This window comes from Mycobacterium attenuatum, assembly GCF_900566085.1.
Lineage (GTDB): Bacteria > Actinomycetota > Actinomycetes > Mycobacteriales > Mycobacteriaceae > Mycobacterium > Mycobacterium attenuatum.
On record NZ_UPHT01000042.1, the window covers coordinates 26,580 to 44,403 of the forward strand.

Consider the following 17,824-nt stretch of genomic DNA (forward strand, 5'->3'; position numbering starts at 1 on the left):
TGGGACCTCATGCAGCGCCGCCACACCATCTTGCGCAACTACCCAATCATCGGGCACCTGCGTTACCTGCTGGAAGCGGTGGGGCCGGAGCTGCGCCAGTACATCGTCACCGACAACAATGCGGAACGGCCCTTCAGCCGTGACCAGCGGCGCTGGGTGTACACGTCGTCGAAATTGACCAACAGGTATTTCGGCTTCGGCAGCGACAACGATCTCGAACGCGCCGAGAATTACCCGATCATCAAGCACGCGGCGTTCCCGGTGTCGGCCCCGGACGGCGACCCGGGCCATCCCGATCCGGCGGTGCCACTGCCGGCGGCCAAGGTGCTCGGCGGCGCGCAGGACCGTGCCAAGGCCTTCCGGCCCGCGTCATTGGTCAACGTCTCCGGGATGAGCTTCGGGTCGCTGGGCGGCGCGGCCATCACCGCACTGAACAAGGGCGTGGCCCTGGCCGGGGCACTGCAGACCACGGGGGAGGGCGGGATATCGCCGTACCACCTCAACGGCGGCGATCTCATCTGGCAGATCGGCACCGGGTACTTCGGCTGCCGCAACGACGACGGCACGTTCAGCCTGCCCCGGCTGGTCGACCGGGTGGCCGCGACCCCGTCGATCCGGGCCATCGAAATCAAGCTCAGCCAGGGCGCCAAGCCGGGCCTCGGCGGCATGCTCCCCGGCGCCAAGGTGACTCCGGAAATCGCGGCCATCCGCGGCATTCCGGTCGGGGTGGACTGCCGAAGCCCGGCCGGACACAGCGCATTCCGTGACGTCGACGGGCTGCTCGATCTCGTGGAGGCCATCGCCGCGCAGACCGGTCTTCCGGTGGGCATCAAGTCTGCGGTCGGCGAAGGGTCGTTCTGGGGGCAGCTTGCCGCGCGCATGGCCCGCACCGGTCGCGGCGTCGACTTCGTGACCGTCGACGGCGGAGAGGGCGGCACCGGCGCGGCGCCGCTGGTGTTCAGCGACCACGTGGCGCTGCCCTTCAAGTGGGCATTTCCCAGGGTCTACCGCGCCTTCGCCGAAGAAGGCTTGCATCACGACGTGGTGTTCATCGGCTCGGGCAAGCTCGGCATCCCGGAGAATGCGCTGTTGGCCCTGGCCATGGGGTGCGACATGGTCAACGTCGGCCGCACCGCCATGTTCGCCATCGGATGCATCCAGGCCCAGCGCTGCCATACCGGCCGTTGCCCGTCGGGCGTGGCCACCCAGTCGGCATGGCTGCAGCACGGTCTCGACCCGGCCCTGAAGTCGGTGCGCTGCGCCAACTACCTGGCCACGCTGCGCTTCGAGCTGCTCTGCCTGGCCCGTGCCTGCGGCCAGGTGCACCCGGCGTTGGTGCCCCTGGACGCCATCGAGTTGCTCGACATCGACCTGCAGACCGTGCGGGTCGACGAGATGTTCGGCTACAAGCCCGACTGGGGTTTGCCCGGGCCGGCAGACGTCGAAGCGATCACCCAGCTCATGGCCGGGTGATTTGTTCTCAGGGCTTTTCGGCGCTGGCATCGATCTCGGCGCCTGACGGGCGCGTCTGTGGGGCAGATTCAGTGCAGCGGCGACGCGGTCGCCGCGCGGGATTCCAGCATCCGGTTACGGACGATGTGTTCGACCAGGATGGGGACGAAGGTCTGCACCGGTGCATCGGCGAACTGTTGAGCGGCCTCCTCCGACCAGCGCCTGATCTGCGCGGTTCGCTGCTCGTCGGCGCGGCCCTCGTGGCGGGCCAACTTGTCTGCCACGTCGGCCACGGATCGGGCCACCAGGGAACGACTGGCGGAGGCGACGTCGCCGTCGGCGCATGATCGCGCGTCGTCGAGGGCCTGCCGGCCGCTCTGCTCGCTGACTTCGGGCGAAATGACGCGCAGCGTCACATGATGCCCGTCCTCCCCGATCAGGATCACACTGGTCGGCTCGTCACTGGTGAAGCCCAGCAGTTCGACGCAGCGGCCGTCGATCTCCACCGAAGACGGCGTCTCGTCCCAGCCGTTGTGGCGGTAGCCCACTATCGCGATCGGCCCCAGCCGCTCGGATACCGCCGCCATCAACGCCGGCAGTTCGTCGGCCAGGCTCCTGGACCGCGGCCACCACGCCCCGTCGATGTGCTCTGAGACTGGGCGAAATGTCTTGAGCTGTAACCGTATTTCGCGTTTCACGCGACTACGGTACGGGCGTTGCGGGCCGCTCGCGACTGGAAAACCCCACCTTCAGGTGGCCGCTGAACGAACATTTGGCTACCCGCGTGCCTGCGCATCAGCGGCGTCCACCGATGCCGCACTGTCTGCCGCGGCGGCGATGAGCCGCCGGGCGTTCTCCGACGAGCGAACCAGTAGGTCGGGAGCCAGCGCCGAGACCCCGCCGGCCACCGCGGCCGCCAGCAGCGCCTGACCCCAGCCCAGCGGACCCACGGGGGTGCAGCCGAACACCTGACTGAGGCCGGGCGTGGTCACCACCACCGCCAGCGCGCCGAAGGACCCGACGGTGGTCAGCACCACCAGCGCGCCGTGTGAGTCGGCCAGCGTCTGGGCCAGTTGCGTGCCGACCAGCCCGATCAACGCCACCGTCGCCGCGCGGTGCTGGGTGCCGGTTGCGCTGGCCAGCAGCCACGCCAGCATGGCGCCGATCGTGGTGGACGCGCCACGAATGCCGATCGCGCGCCACATCGCCGCCTCGCCGCGGTCGACCTCGGCGGTTCCCGCCTGGGGGCTGACGGCCAGGGCGGCGGCCGGCAGCGCGTCGGTCAGCATGTTGACCAACAGCATCTGGCGGGCGTTGAGCACCGAACGCCCGGTCAGGATCGTGGTGATCAACGCGAAGGACACCTCGCCGAGGTTGCCGCCCAGCAGCACCGACACCGCCGAATGCACGCGGCGCCACAGCTGCTCGCCCTCGTCGAGGGCGTCCAGCAGTGCCTCGATCTTGCCGTCGAGCAGCACCACGTCGGCGGCCGTGCGGGCCGCGTCGCTGCCGCGCGCGCCCACCCCGACGCCGACGCTGGCCGCCCGGATCGCCGCCGCATCGTTGACGCCGTCGCCGACCATCGCCGTGACCAGCCCGGCCCGTTCCAGGGTCTGTACCACCTCGATCTTGTGCTCCGGGGTCATCCGTGCGAAGACCAGCCGCGACACGACCGCCTCGGCGCGCTGGTCGGCGGACATCGCTTCCCAGTCGGACCCGGTGACCACCTGCTCGACGGTCACGTCGATGCCCAGTTCCTGGGCGATCACGGCCGCGGTCGTGGGGTGGTCGCCGGTGATCAGCCGCACACCGATCTCACGGTCGGCTAGTGCCGCCAGCACGGCCTGGGCGGTGGGCCGCGGGGTGTCGGCCATCCCGAGCAGACCGATCGGGGTCAGTTCGGAGGTGCACAGGCTTTCCAGCAGATCGGGATCGGCCGCCGCGGCCGCGGCCTGCTCGCGGCTGAGGCGGCGTTCGGCCACCGCCAGCACGCGCAACCCCTTGGCCGCCAACTCGTCGATCTGCTTGCGCAACGGGCCAATCCGGGCGCTGGGCCCGGCGAGCGCCGATGAGAGGACCTCGGGTGAGCCTTTGAGGGTCAGCCGGGTACCGACCAGAGCGGCCGCGAACGGGCGACCCGATTGGAAGGGCAAGAAGGCGTCCCGGTTCGGCCGCGGTTGTGGCCGCGAACCCCGAAGCGCGGGGTCGGCGGCGGCCTGGTTTATCGCATCGTCGGTGGCATGCTCAACGCGGTGGGCGTGCCTCGAATAGGTGGTGCTCAGCGCCGCGTCCAGCACCTGCGCGGGGGTGAAACCCGTCATCGGGCGCACGACCTTGACCTTGAGCCGGTTCTCACTCAGCGTGCCGGTCTTGTCGAAGCACACCACGTTCAGCCGGGCCAGCGCCTCGATGCAGTGGGCATTACGGATCAGCACCGACTCTCCGGTGAGCCGGCGCGCGGCGGCCAGCTGAGCCAGCGTCACCACGAGCGTCAGCCCCTCAGGAATGGCGGCGACGATCAGCGTGACCGCGCTTCCCACCGCCGCGCGCAACGGCGTGCCCCGCGCCACACTGAGCAACCCGACCAGCGCCCCGCCGGCCACGCTGAACGGCAACGCCCGCCGGGTGATGCGCCGCAACTGTCGTTGCAGACCGATCTCCGTGGACTTCCGCGGCGCCATCGCCAGTGCGCGGCGGACCTCCGAGCGCGAACCCACCGCCGTCACCACGGCCACGGCCGTGCCGGCGACCACCGTGGTGCCGGCATACAGCATGCAGTCCCGTTCGGCCAGCGGGGCACCGGGTGTGGGCTCGGTTTGCTTGGCCACCGGCAGCGATTCGCCGGTCAGCATGGATTCGTCGACCTCGACGTCGGATGCGTGCAGCAGCCGCGCGTCGGCCGGGACCACCTCGTCGGCATGGATTTCGATGACGTCGCCCGGTCGCAGCCGCTTGGCGGCGACCTTTTCGTGGCGCTGCTCCTCGAGCGGGCCGACCCGCCGGCGCGCGGGCGGATCCTGCACGGCCAGTAGACGATTGAGGATGCGTTCGGCGTGCAACTGCTGTTCGGCCGACAACCCGGCGTTGACCAGCAGCACGCCGCCCACCAGAACCGCATCCAGCGGCGAGCCGAGCAGCGCGCTGGCCAGCGCGCCCGTGGCCAGCAGCGGCGTGATCGGGTCGGACAAGTCCGAGCGCATCTCTTCGGCGAAGTCGCGGACGAGTCGCCACGACCCCACACTCGCCTTGTGTGCCAGACGAATCGGCGGCAGGCTTTGCCACCAGGTGGACGCTGCTTCGGCCCGGTGTTCGTCGGCGGGGCGAGGCAGCAGCCGCCGCACTTCGGTGACGGGCAGGCTGTGCCAGTCGTGGACGGTTTCGGGTTCGGGCAGTGGATCGCGGAAAACCTTTGCAGCCGAACGGAATCCGAACCACAGGCTGGCGGCCATACCGATGTTGACCGATACCGAACTGCGGCCCGGTACGCCGGGAATCAACATCAGGGCGCCGATCGCCGAGGCCGAGGCCGACAGCCGAACCGCGTTGTCGGTAGCCGCGCGCGCGGCCGGCAGCGCATGCAGCACCCGCCATGCGCCGGCCAGATCCGTAACGACAACGTCGGAACCCCAGGGCGGAGGATGCCGCTGCCGCTGCACGCCGATCGTGACATCGGCCCGCTGCGCGGCCTTCAGCTGTGAGGTGGTCAGCAACGCCACGGTGGCGCCACCCGCCTTCAGCTCGGCGACAGCCGCTGCCACCGCGTCGTCGACCGACCCGTCCACCGGATACAGCTGGTCGAATCCTTGTGCTAGAGAACGCAATCCATCGTCATCGAGGGAGGAGACGCGGGGGTGCGAGCGGCGTGCCTCGGTGAGCACCGCCGCGGCGAACGGATCGCGCACCGGGCTGATCAGCGCCTGGCCGGTGCCCCCGCCGGCTCCGGGGATATCGGCCAGGTCGTGCCATCCGGCGCTCAGCTCACCATTGTCCAGTGCGGCGCGCACCGCTTCCCAGGCTCGGGTACGTTGCGAATCCTGAACTCCCAGAATGCGACTGACCATCAACTCGTCATCGTAGAACGCCCGCGGGTCGATCATGATCGCGTCGACCCGGTCGAGTGTGCGCAAGGCACCAGGGCGCAGCACCAGCGCGTCGTGGCGGGCGGCCAGGCCGCGGCTCATCGCGCAGCCGAATGCCTCCCGCACCGTGCGCAACGGCTTCGGAACGGCGGCCAGCGCGGCGGCGCCGGCCGTGTCGGGGTTGCGGGAGAGCACGCCGGCCACGGCGGCGGCGCCGAGGCCGATCGCACCGATGCGGTTGGCGTAGCGTTCCGCCGGACCGTCGGCGGGAGTCGGCACGCTTCTGGGTGCCGACGCGGCGTCGTCAGGCACCGGCCGGCTGCCCAGCCCAGGTTCATGGCGACGCCAGGTGAGCCGGCCGGTCCAGGCCTCGGCCGCCAGCATCGCGCGGGTCGCGGCCTCGGCGGCCGCCGCCGTCGGCGACAGCGTCAGCGCGGCCGCCGTGGCGTTGACGACGCCGAAGAACATGTCGGTGCCCTCGGGTCCGAGGCGTCGTTCCAGCTCGCGGCGCAGTCGCGGCACGTGGTCGGCCAGGGTCGGCGGCACGGCCACCAGGTCGGGCAACCTGGGCAGCCGCAGCAGGCTGCCGGTCAGCGACAGGGCGAAGCCGGTGGTGGCGGCCGCGGCCGCGGCCGCGATCATCCGTCCCATCAGCAGCGTGTCGTCGCCGGGCAGACTGGCCGGGTGCGTGTCGCTGGTCCCGTGGCGCCGCTCGGCGCCGGCGACGATCCGGCAGAGCTGCGCCGCCGAGGGTCCGTCCGGGTCGACGGTGGCGACCAGCCGCGCAATGGTGGGGTTCAGGAAGGCCTCGCGCACACCGGGCGTTGCGCGGACGGCCGCGAGTATGTCGGTGGCGATCGCTGCGCCGTGCTTGTCGCCGAGGCCGCGCACCTCGATCCAGTGGCGGGGACCGTTGGTGCTGATGCGCCGCGCCGGCGGGCCACCCATCGCCTCGACCGCAACCCCCGCCGCCGCGCGGGTCAACGCCGAAATATCCGGCGCTGCACGGGATAACGATCTGCCCATGCTCGCTGCCACGTCGCCACCCAGCAGGACGGTGCCGACGGCGGCACCGGCGACCGCGGTGCCGGCGGCAACGGTCCTGCGGGTGCCCGCCAAGGCAGCCCGCAGCGGCGCTGCCACCAGGCCGAAACCGGGTAGACGACCGGGTCCGATCAGTCTGTTCACACCCACCTCGCACCGATTCTCGAATAAGCCGGCCGGGAAAAGAAACGCTTGGTTGGGGCTCACCACATCGGCGCGCGCGTCATGTCGAATCAAGGTACGCCTTGGCGGCGCAGTAGCGGGTAGTGACGCCCCGATGTGGGTAGACATGGGCAATGGTCGGCATGACCCGGCGCGACGAGACATTCACGTACCGGGTTCACGTGGTATTGGCGGCGGCCTGACAAGATGGCCGTCGTGCATGTCGCGCCGAGTTACCAGGGTCGCGTATGGCGTTGCGGTGAGCCACAGGACGACTTCGAATTCGACCGCATCTCCGATTACCTCAGCGAGGACGACACCTTGGTGTGGGTCGACTTGTGCGGTCCGGACCACGAAATACTGCGCGAGCTGGCGGCCGAACTCGGCCTGAACCCCTGGGCCGTCGAAGACGCCGTGGCAGCAGCCGAACGTGTCAAAGCCACCGCATACGAAACCCACACCTTCTTCACCGTCTACGCCGTCGACGTCTGCCCCGTTGCCAAAGCCGGCACCGATCCCCGGCCGATGCTGGCGATGCGCCGGGTTTCGGCGTTCGTGCTTGCCAGGGGTTTGATCACGGTGCGCCTGACGACGGACTTCGACATGGCGCAGGTTGCTCGGCGATGGCAGGAAATCGGGGGGCAGCACTACGGTGTCGGCGCTTTGGTGCACGGTTTGCTCGACGTCGTCGTCGACAGTCATTTCGCGGCGGTGGAGGCACTCGACGACTGCATCGAAGACATCGAGGACGAGTTGTTCGACGGCAACTCGCGGCAGGCGAGCTTTCAGCGCCGGACGTTTCAATTGCGCAGGGACCTGGTGAACCTGCGGCGGGTTGCGTTGCCGATGCGCGAAGTCGTCAACTCCATCCAGCACCATCGCCTACACGCCTTGCAGGCCGAGGCGGCCCGAGAACTCGACCCGCTCTACGCCGACCTGTATGACCACGTGCTTCGGGTATCGGAATGGACCGAGTCGTTACGTGACATGATCACAACCATTTTCGAAACCAATCTGTCACTGCAGGACGCGCGGCTGAACACCGTCATGAAGAAGCTGACCGGGTGGGCCGCCATCATTGCCGTACCGACCGCGATCACGGGCTATTACGGCCAGAACATTCCCTACCCCGGTTTCGGCCACGTCTCGGGTTTCATTGTCAGTACCAGCGTGATCGTCGTCCTGATGGTGGTGCTCTATGTGACGTTCCGGCGGCGCGACTGGCTCTGACCGCGCGCGCCGCACAGTTCGGTGATTATTGTTCGTAAGTCCGGTCCGCAAGTCCGCCGAGATCTGTAGTCTGCGAGCGTGCTTGGCGTTCGTGACGCGCTCGGGCCCGCGCGGGTGCGGCTGTACGGCGGGCCGGTGCTGGCCGAACTTGACGCACGGTTCGGCACAGCGGCTGGCCGGAAGGTGCTTGCCGGCGAAGTGGTCGACAGCCGCGGCGCGGTGATCGATCGCGATACGGTCCTGCCGCCGGGGTCTTTCGTCCACCTGTATCGGGATCTGCCTGACGAAGTTCCCGTGCCCTTTGAGATGCCGGTGCTGTATCGCGACGACGACATCGTCGTCGCGGACAAACCGCACTTCCTGGCGACCATGCCGCGCGGGCGCCACGTCGCCCAGACGGCGCTGGTGCGGCTGCGCTGTGAACTCGGGTTACCCGAGTTGAGCCCGGCGCATCGGCTGGACCGGCTCACCGCCGGGGTGTTGCTGTTCACCACCCGCCGCGAGTTGCGTGGCCGCTACCAGACGCTGTTCGCGCGCGGTTTGGTGCACAAGACCTACCTGGCCCGGGCCGCGGTCGACCCCACCGTGGCGCTGCCGCGCGTGGTCCGCAGCCGCATCGTCAAGCGTCGCGGTCAGCTGCAGGCGGTGTGCGAACCTGGCGAGCCGAACGCGGAGACGTTGGTCGAGCTGATCTCACCGCAGGGCCTGTACCGGCTGACGCCGCGTACCGGACGTACCCACCAGCTGCGGGTGCATATGGCGTCACTGGGACTGCCGATCACGGGAGATCCCCTGTACCCCAAGGTGCTCCAGGACGTTGACGGTGACTTCAGCTCGCCGCTGCAGCTGCTGGCGAAGCGCATCGAGTTCGACGATCCGCTCACCGGCTCGCGCCGTGAGTTCATCAGCCGCCGAGAGGGAATCTGGTCATGAGTGAAGACAACGTGCTGGTCATCGTCGCCGGGTATCAGGACATTGATTCGGCCCGGAGCGATTTCGAGAACCTCACCGGCCGGGCCAACGCCAAGACGGTCCCGCTGCAGGGCGCGGTGCTGGTCGGCAAGGACGACGAGGGCAATCCGGTGCTGCTCGACACCGGGAATCGTCTGGGCCGCCGCGGCGCCAAATGGGGCGCGGGTGTCGGCTTGGCGGTCGGGCTGTTCTCACCGGCGCTGCTGGCCGTTGGGTTGCTGGGCGCCGCGACCGGAGCATTGGCCGGCACCTTCGCCCATCATCGGATCAAGAGCGGCCTGGCCGACAAGATCGGCCAGGCGCTATCGGCGGGCAGCGCCGTCATCATCGTCGTGACACCGGCGCCGGGCCGGCTGCCGGTCGAGCAGACCCTGGCCGGATCGCCGATGAAATCGGTTGCCGAACTGAGTCATTCGACATTGCGAAGCCTGGGCGCAGCACTGCAAGAAGCGATGGGCAAGTTCAATCCCGACCGTACGAAGCTGCCGATACCGCAGCGCGGCTTCGGCGGCACGATCGGTCGCACCATGGCAGAGTCCGTCGGCGACTGGACGATAGTCCCCGGCCCGAGCGCGCCGGACAATGCGCCCAATGTCTTGATCGTGCTGATCGACGACGCCGGGTTCGGCGGACCGGACACCTTCGGCGGCGGCATCCGAACGCCGACGCTGTCTCGGGTGGCGCAGAACGGGTTGGCCTACAACCGTTTTCATGTTACCGCGGTGTGTTCGCCGACCCGTTCGGCACTGCTGACCGGGCGCAATCATCACCGGGTGGGGTTTGGTTCGGTGTGCGAATTTCCGGGTCCGTTCCCGGGTTATTCGACGGTCAAGCCGCGCAGCTGCGCCGCGCTGCCGCGAATCCTGCGTGACAACGGTTACGTCACTGCGGCTTTCGGCAAGTGGCATCTGACTCCGGACAACGTCCAGGGAGCATCCGGGCCGTTCGACAACTGGCCGCTGGGTTGGGGCTTCGACCATTTCTGGGGTTTCCCCACCGGCGCCGCCGGCCAATACGATCCGATCATCACCCAGGACAACTCGGTCCTCGGCATACCGGAGGGACAACACGGCAAGCCCTACTTCTTTCCCGACGACCTTACCGACAAGGCCGTCGAATGGTTGCACACGGTACGGGCCCAGAACGCCACCAAGCCGTGGCTGCTGTATTACTCCACCGGCGCCACCCACGCCCCGCACCACGTGTTCAAGGAGTGGGCCGACAAGTACCGCGGGCAGTTCGACGAGGGCTGGGATGTGTACCGGCAGAGGACGTTTGAACGCCAGAAACAGCTGGGAATCATTCCTGCGGACACCGGACTGACCGAGCGGCCCGACCTGTTCCCGGCGTGGGATAGCCTGTCGGACACCCAAAAGCAGCTCTATGCACGGCAGATGGAGGTGTTCGCCGGGTTCTCCGAAAACGCGGACTGGAACGTCGGGCGGCTGCTGGATGCCATCGAGGATCTCGGCGAGGCCGACAACACGCTGGTCTTCTACATCTGGGGCGACAACGGTGCCAGCATGGAGGGCACCAACACCGGTTCGTTCAACGAGATGACGTTTCTCAACGGCCTGGATCTCGACGCCGATCAGCAGCTGGCGCTCATCGAGCAATACGGCGGCATCGAAGCTCTCGGCGACGAATTCACCGCACCGCATTTCGCGAGCGGCTGGGCGCACGCCAACAACACGCCGTTCCAGTGGGGCAAGCAGATGGCCAGCCACCTCGGCGGTACCCGCGATCCGATGGTGGTGGCCTGGCCGGCCCGGATCCGGCCCGACGGCCAGGTTCGCGGCCAGTTCACCCACTGTATTGACATCGCACCAACGGTGTTGGCGGCCATCGGTTTACCGGAGCCGACCAGTGTCGACGGTGTCGAACAGGAGCCGATGGACGGGACCAGTTTCCTACACACCTTCGACGCCCCGGCCGCCGAAGAGCGCCACACCGTGCAGTACTTCGAAAACTTCGGCAGCCGCGCCATTTACCGGGACGGCTGGTGGGCGTGCGCTCGGCTGGACCGGGCGCCGTGGGACCTGTCGCCGCAGACCATGCAGCGCTTCGCGCCCGGGAATTACGACCCCGGCCAGGACGTCTGGGAGCTCTACTACCTGCCCGACGACTTCTCCCAGGCCCACAACCTGGCGGCCGAGCATCCGGACATGCTGGCCGAACTGCAGCAGCTGTGGTGGCAGGAAGCCGAACGCAACCGGGTGCTGCCGTTGCTGGGCGGGCTGGCCGTGATGTTCGGTGATTTGCCGCCACTTCCCACCACGACACGCTTCGCCTTCAAGGGAGACGTGCAGAACATCCAGCGCGGCATGGTGCCGCGCATCTTCGGCCGCTCGTATGCGATCGAGGGGCGGCTGCACATGCCCGACGGCGGGGCACAGGGTGTGATCGTGGCCAACGCCGACTTCATGGGCGGCTTCGCGCTCTGGGTCGACGAGCAACAGCGGCTGCACCACACCTACTCCTTCCTCGGCGTCGAGACGTATCGACAGGTATCGACGGAGCCGCTGCCCACCGGCGACGTCACCGCGCGGATGCTGTTCGAGAGCGACCAGCCGGTGGTGGGTTCAGGCGGCAAGGTGACGCTGTGGGCCGACGAACGGTTGATCGGGGAGGGTCGGCTGCCGCAAACGGTGAGCCTGTCGTTTTCGTCGTATGCCGGTATGGACATCGGCCGCGACAACGGGCTAGTGGTCGACCGCGACTACGAGGACAAGGCGCCGTACGTGTTCACCGGAACCGTCAAAGAGGTGATCTTCGACCTCAAGCCCGTCCACCCCGAGGCGGAACAGGCGTTGCGCGAGCATGCCTCGGTGCAAGCCGTCGGGCAGGGCGCAGCGGGCTGACCCCAGCCGGCCCCGAGACAACCGGACAGCTCAGGTCGAGGTGTGGTGATGTCTGGGGCAGTACGCGGCGACGCTCAGGCCGACAAAGTACCCGGCGTGATAGCCGTCCAAGTTGCCGCCCTTGGCCAGGTCATTGGCGACGTCGGCCTTGTGCCTGCCCTGATCGAGTTCATCGCACACCTGGTGGCCGGCCAAGATAGCCGCCTGTGGGGAACTGAAGTTGATGCCCTTGCCCTTCACCGCATTCAGGAACGCGTCATCGACGCCGTCGGCTTGTGCCGTCGGGGTGGCCCGCTCGGCCAGACAAAACAGCGCGACTATCAGGATGAGACGCACCGGCAGCGATCGGGCGGTTTCGCTGTGGCGCAATAGGCTGGTCGCCATTGCTGGAACCTCCCGCTGACAAATCCGACGGCATGCCAGACCGCCCGCCTGCGATCATTGCCCGGCGTAATCGGACGTGGGAACCCCTCGCTGCTTGCGGCCCCGTTAGCCAAAGTTTGCGATGCCCCCGACCGTCCTCGTTGGTCCGCAGCTATGGCCATTGTTCTTCGGTTGCTGGTAAAGCGTGAGCAAAGCCTCACCACTTTTGGTGGCGTCGGCATGTCGCGACCGTATACCGGGTGGAAACTGTCGATGAAATCGTGAATCATATTGTGCCCAGGCATGGTTGGACACCAAATCGGAATGGTCGATGTGGTTACCATGCCTCATGGCTGCGAGGAAGACAGCAGTTTGGCGGGCCCCGGATCGGTCGGTGACGATTGTGCCTTTCGGGCTATCCGCCCAAGCTCCACCGAAGCGCGGCCGATTCTGGATCGCCCTGGGCAGCCTCGGCTTTGCGGTGATATTGACGGCATGTGGCAGCGACACTTTAGGGGCAGATGCGACAACAGTAACGTCGTCGAGCAAAGTGGCTTGCGGCGGTAAGCCGGCGCTGAAGGCAAGTGGTTCCACCGCTCAGGAAAACGCAATGGTGAAATTTACCAAGGATTTCCAACGCGCCTGCCCGGGGCAGTCGGTGAATTACACGCCTAACGGTTCCGGCGCCGGCATCAGCGAGTTTACGGGCGGTCTAACCGATTTCGGCGGCTCCGATTCACCGCTGAGCAAAGACGAGTATGCCAGCGCGGAGCAGCGGTGCGGCTCGCCCGCGTGGAACTTGCCGGTCGTATTCGGGCCCATCGCGATTACCTACCATGTCACGGGCCTGGCGTCGTTGAGCCTCGACGGCCCGACCGCGGCCAAGATCTTCAACGGCGGCATCGTGACGTGGAACGACCCTGCGATCCACGCGATGAATCCAGCTGTCACGTTGCCCGATGAACCAATTCGTGTCGTGTTCCGCAGCGACGAATCCGGCACCACCGACAACTTCCAGAGATACCTCGATACCGCTTCCAACGGCGCATGGGGCAGGGGTGCGGGCAAGCGGTACAACGGCGACGCCGGCGAGGGCGTCGACGGCAACGACGGCGCAGCCGCGGCGGTGAGCCGCACCGAAGGATCGATCGGCTACATGGAGTGGTCGTTCGCGCGGGCACGACACCTGGGCATGGCCAAGATCATCACGTCGGCCGGTTCGGATCCGGTGGCCATCGGCGCCGACTCGGTAGGCAAGGCGATTTCGGCTGCCTGGTTCATCGGAGAAGGCAACGACTTGGCATTCGACACGATCTCGTTCTACCGGCCGAACCGGCCCGGCTCCTACCCGATCGTGTTGGCGACCTACGAGATCGTGTGCTCGCGGTATCCCGATGCTCGGGTCGGCGCCGCCGTCAAGGCGTTCCTGCAGAGCGCAATCGGCGTGGGCGAGCCCGAGCTGCAGGACAGCGGATATGTCCCCGTTCCCGACGAGTTCAAGACCCGGCTGTCGACCGCGGTCAGTGCCATCTCGTGATCGGTGGTCCCTGCTACCGGCGGGGGTTGACGCTGCGCTCCGCCCACAACGGCGATAGGGAAGTGGCCAGCGGCTTTCCCGTCTTGGCCAGTTGCCGTGCCGTCACCCCACTGAGTCACTGTGAGATGTCATGGATTTCATAAGCCTGCCGCCCGAGGTCACCTCGGCGCTGATCCACTCGGGGCCTGGCCCGCAGTCACTGCTCGAGGCCGCCGACGCGTGGCAGCGGCTCGGCAGCGACGTGGAAGAATCCGCGGGCGCCCATGCCCCGGTACTGTCTGCGCTGACCGGCGTCTGGGGGGGTCCATCCTCGCGGGCGATGATCGAGGCCGTCGGCCCCTACCTCGCCTGGTTGCGCGCTACCGCGCAGCAGTGCCGGCAACTGGGCTCCTCGGCCCAGGTTGCTGCGGCAGCATTCGGCTCCGTGCTGGCAGCGACGGTTCCACCCGGCGAGGTCGGTGCCAACCGGAGCCGGCTGGCGAACCTATTGGCCACCAACGGATTCGGCAGGAACGTTGCGGCAATTGCCGACACCGAGGCGCAGTACCAGACCATGTGGGTGAACAATTCGGCGGCGATGTGTCGGTATGAGGCCGCCGCCGCGCAAGCTCTGGCGCTGCCTCAGTTCATTTCGCCGCCGGCGATCGCGGCCCCGGGGGCGGCCGCTGCTCAAGCCAAGCTGGCGACGGCCGCTGCCGCCGCTGCGTCTCCGGTGGACGCGGCGTTGCAGGCGTTCGGTGTCACCTTCGACCCCAACAGCGGCTGGTTCGGGTTGGCGAATACCTATGCCAACCAGTTCATTTCGTCCGGGTTTCCCATCAACCTGCTCAGCTACCTGGCGCAAAACACCTCGGCGCAGGCACTGCAGTCGGTGGCTCCCGACATCGCCGAGGGCCTGTCCGAAGGGGAATCGGCACTGGGAGCGTCGGCGGGTAGCCTGGCCAGCGCGGCCCGAGCCCTCGGCGCGGCAGAAGTGCCGGCGGCCGCGTTAGGTGTCGGAGTGTCGATGGGCAACCTCACCGCGCCGCCTGCCGTGGTCGGGCTGTTGACGGCTTCGCATACGCCGGTGCAGCTGGCTTCGGCGGTGTCGCCGTTGCCCGCGGGGGATTCCGGATTCCCGATGCTGCCGCCGCTGATGCCGCCGCCGATTTCGGCGGGCAGCGGCTGGCGCAAGAGGAAGCAACCGAAGTACGAGGACCTCGAATACGGTGTGGAGCTCAAGGGCTCTGTGATGCCGCGACCGCCGTCGGCGGGCTGATCGACCGTACGGCCGGGCGGCCGGCTCGGCCCCAGGTTGTTCCCGGCGGACCGCGACGTGCCCGCGTGGGCTGCAGGGCGTGGGAGAACCCGCTGTGTGTGTGGGGGGCTTCTCGGCTGCTTGAACCGCGCCCAGTGGGGTAGCCGGCGGTATGGAATCTGGCAAGGCTATGGAATCTAGGCAGGCGGTGCAATCCGGGAAGGCGGTGGCGGCTCGGAAGGCTGCGGACACCGTGGCAATCACCGTGACGTTCATCGGCAACGCCACGACATTGATCACCGCCGGCGGCCTGACCGTGCTGACCGACCCGAACTTTCTGCACCGCGGGCAACACGCCTACCTGGGCTACGGGCTGGTGTCCAAACGACTGCCGGAACCGGCTATGACCATCGACCAACTGCCGCCGATCGATGCCATCGTCCTGTCGCACATGCACGGCGATCATTGGGACCGGGTGTCGCAAAAGGGGCTCGACCATGAAATTCCGGTCGTCACAACCCCGCACGCCGCCAAGAGACTGCACCGTCGCGGTTTCCGCCACGCACTTGGCCTGCAGACCTGGCAACGTCACACGATCAGCACGGCCGGTGTCGGTTTGACCGTGACGTCGCTGCCCGGCCGGCATGCGCCGCTGGGAATTCATCGGCTGCTGCCGCCGGTGATGGGCACCATGCTCGAATTCACATCGGCGAACGGTTCGGTGGCGCGCCGGCTGTATGTCTCCGGCGACACCTTGTTCGTCGAGGAGCTCGCCGAGATTCCCCGTCGCTTCGATGCGATTGACCTCGGCGTGCTGCACCTGGGCGGGACTCGACTGCCGGCCGGCCGGCGACTGCCCCTCGGGCTCACCGTGACGATGGACGGACGCCAGGGCGCGAGACTGGTGCAGCTGCTGGAGCTGCCGAAGCTCATCCCCATCCACTTCGACGACTACGGTGTCTTCGCATCGCCCCTGGCGGATTTCACCCATGAGATGAAGCGCCGAGGTATGGCCGACCGAATCATCGAGTTGGAGCGCGGCGCTGCGGTGACGGTGTGAAACAACGGGTGAAATTGGGTAGGTCTGTGAGCGCTGACGGGCCGCGGTCGGTAACTTGGCCGTCATGCCGTGGGCACGATGGTTGTTGCCGCTCATTCTGGCGGCGTGCCTGGCCGGCTGCGCGGAGCAGCACGTATCGGCGGCCCGCGCTCGCGATCAGGCCGGAACGTTCCAGTTCGGCGGTTTGAAGCGGACCTACATCGTGCATGTGCCGCCGGGTTCGCCGGCGGGATTGGTGCTCAACTTGCACGGCGGCGGGGGCACCGGCGTCGGTCAGCAAGGGCTGACGGACCTCGACTCGGTGGCCGACGCCCACAACCTGCTGGTGGTCTATCCCGACGGCTACGACAAGAGTTGGGCCGACGGGCGGGGAGCCTCGCCGGCCGATCGCCGCCATCTCGACGACGTCGGATTTCTGGTCGCGCTGGTGGGCAAGCTGCGGAGCGAGTTTTCCGTTCCCGCCGGGCGCGTCTTTGCCACCGGAATGTCCAACGGGGGCTTCATGTCCAACCGGTTGGCCTGTGACCGTGCCGACGTGTTCGCCGCGATCGCGCCGATCGCCGGCACGCTGGGAGTGGGTGTGGCCTGCAACCCGTCGCGACCGGTTTCGGTGATGGAAGCCCACGGCACAGCCGATCCGGTGGTGCCGTTCAACGGCGGGAAGGTGCGCGGTCGGGGCGGTCTGAGCCAAGCCATCTCGGCGTCCAGCATGGTCGACCGCTGGCGCGCGGTCGACGGATGCCAAGGCGCACCCACGGTGGACGAGCTGCCCAACGCCGGCGACGGAACCGTGGTGCGCCGGTACGACTCACGGTCCTGTACGGCGGGCACCGAGGTGGTCTTCTATCGGATCGACAACGGCGGACACACGTGGCCCGGCGGCAAGCAATACCTGCCCAAGGCAATTGTCGGTACGACCACGCGTGCCTTCGACGGGTCGCAAGCCATCGTGGCGTTCTTTATGGCGCACGGCCGGGATTAGTTGGGATGGCTTGAGGGGGAACCGGACGCCGCCCCCGCTCACAAGCGCCACGCGCAGTGCACCTACCAAGCGGGCCCCGATCAGCGCTGGCAGGCTGGGCACCAGAACTGAACCCGCTCGGCGGTGTCGCGGGCGCTGAGATATTCGACGCGGGTTCCACAGCGCCAACACGGCTCACCAACTCGTCCGTATACCCACAGCCGCCGGCCGGCCCGGGTGTCGCCGGTGGTGCAGCGGTTCCACCGAAATCGGTTGAGCCACAGCATCTCTCGCGCGCGAGCGACCAGCCGCTGCGGGTCGGCGATGGCGCTGACCGGTGCGGTCGGCAGATGTCCGCTGACAAAACACAGTTCATTGCAATAGACGTTGCCGATCCCGGCCAGCACCCGCTGATCGAGCAGCGCCTCGGCGATGGGCCGCTGGGGGTCGGCAGCCAGATTGGCGGCCGCAACCGCAGCATCCCACTCCGCGCCCAGTAGATCTGGTCCCAGGTGCGCGACGACGGCGCCGTCGTTGTCCCGGTCGAGGAGTTCCAGCACAGCCAGGTCGACGCCGACCGCGCGAATGTCTCTGGCTTCCAAGATGATTCGTGCTCGGTGGTCTACCCGGACCGGCCGGTCCGCGACTCGCCAGCTGCCGTCCATCTGCATATGAGAGTGAATGCTGACCCCGCCGATCCTGATGAACAGGTGCTTGCCCCGGCTGAGCACCTCGTCCACCACCTGCCCGGTGAGGTCGACGGCGGCAAACCGTGGCACCCGGATATCGCAGCGGGTCAGCGTGCGGCCGGCCAGCCGCTCGCGCAGCGTGGCCGCCGTGTGCCAGACGGTGTCACCCTCGGGCAT

Annotated in this window: 12 protein-coding genes; 8 read left to right on the forward strand and 4 right to left on the reverse strand. The window is 67.7% G+C overall.

Annotated elements, in window-relative coordinates; translation table 11 throughout:
• Window positions 1-9: 9 nt before the first annotated feature.
• The gene (locus tag EET13_RS06275; RefSeq protein WP_122441508.1) at window positions 10-1,473 is read left to right on the forward strand and encodes an FMN-binding glutamate synthase family protein; all 1,464 of its coding nucleotides are present in this window, start codon (window positions 10-12) and stop codon (window positions 1,471-1,473) included.
• A gap of 68 nt (window positions 1,474-1,541) precedes the next feature.
• Here the strand turns inward: EET13_RS06275 and EET13_RS06280 are convergent, their stop codons facing one another.
• Window positions 1,542-2,150 (reverse strand): DUF5994 family protein, encoded by a 609-nt coding sequence (locus EET13_RS06280; protein WP_122441466.1) that lies wholly within the window; start codon window positions 2,148-2,150, stop codon window positions 1,542-1,544.
• 78 nt (window positions 2,151-2,228) lie between these two features.
• Window positions 2,229-6,719, reverse strand: coding sequence for a cation-translocating P-type ATPase (locus EET13_RS06285; protein WP_425294226.1), 4,491 nt, complete (start codon window positions 6,717-6,719; stop codon window positions 2,229-2,231).
• Between the two features lie 225 nt (window positions 6,720-6,944).
• On the opposite strand from EET13_RS06285, the gene EET13_RS06290 reads away from it, so the two are divergent.
• The 3 genes from EET13_RS06290 (at window position 6,945) to EET13_RS06300 (ending at window position 11,800) form a co-directional block, all read left to right on the forward strand.
• Window positions 6,945-7,967 carry a magnesium transporter CorA family protein gene (locus tag EET13_RS06290; RefSeq protein WP_425294227.1) on the forward strand — a complete coding sequence of 341 codons (1,023 nt, stop codon included), beginning with the start codon at window positions 6,945-6,947 and terminating at the stop codon, window positions 7,965-7,967.
• 78 nt (window positions 7,968-8,045) lie between these two features.
• Window positions 8,046-8,900 (forward strand): RluA family pseudouridine synthase, encoded by an 855-nt coding sequence (locus EET13_RS06295; RefSeq protein ID WP_122441467.1) that lies wholly within the window; start codon window positions 8,046-8,048, stop codon window positions 8,898-8,900.
• Entirely contained in the window at window positions 8,897-11,800 is a 2,904-nt protein-coding gene (locus tag EET13_RS06300; RefSeq protein WP_122441468.1) for a sulfatase-like hydrolase/transferase, read from the forward strand. Before EET13_RS06295 ends, EET13_RS06300 begins: the two co-directional genes overlap by 4 nt.
• 30 nt (window positions 11,801-11,830) lie before the next feature.
• Here EET13_RS06300 and EET13_RS06305 read toward each other — a convergent pair whose 3' ends face one another.
• Entirely contained in the window at window positions 11,831-12,184 is a 354-nt protein-coding gene (locus EET13_RS06305) for a DUF732 domain-containing protein (RefSeq protein WP_122441469.1), read from the reverse strand.
• 433 nt (window positions 12,185-12,617) lie between these two features.
• On the opposite strand from EET13_RS06305, the gene pstS reads away from it, so the two are divergent.
• From pstS to EET13_RS06325, 4 genes are all read left to right on the forward strand, one after another.
• Complete coding sequence (gene pstS / locus EET13_RS06310) at window positions 12,618-13,700, forward strand: phosphate ABC transporter substrate-binding protein PstS (protein WP_244603793.1); 1,083 nt, start codon at window positions 12,618-12,620, stop codon at window positions 13,698-13,700.
• 130 nt (window positions 13,701-13,830) lie between these two features.
• Window positions 13,831-14,958, forward strand: coding sequence for a PPE family protein (locus EET13_RS06315; protein WP_122441471.1), 1,128 nt, complete (start codon window positions 13,831-13,833; stop codon window positions 14,956-14,958).
• A 232-nt stretch (window positions 14,959-15,190) separates the two neighbouring features.
• Window positions 15,191-15,997, forward strand: coding sequence for an MBL fold metallo-hydrolase (locus EET13_RS06320; protein ID WP_122441511.1), 807 nt, complete (start codon window positions 15,191-15,193; stop codon window positions 15,995-15,997).
• Window positions 15,998-16,061: 64 nt separating this feature from the next.
• Window positions 16,062-16,979 (forward strand): CE1 family esterase, encoded by a 918-nt coding sequence (locus EET13_RS06325; protein ID WP_122441472.1) that lies wholly within the window; start codon window positions 16,062-16,064, stop codon window positions 16,977-16,979.
• Window positions 16,980-17,059: 80 nt separating this feature from the next.
• Here EET13_RS06325 and nei2 read toward each other — a convergent pair whose 3' ends face one another.
• Window positions 17,060-17,824, reverse strand: coding sequence for an endonuclease VIII Nei2 (nei2, locus tag EET13_RS06330; protein WP_122441473.1), 765 nt, complete (start codon window positions 17,822-17,824; stop codon window positions 17,060-17,062).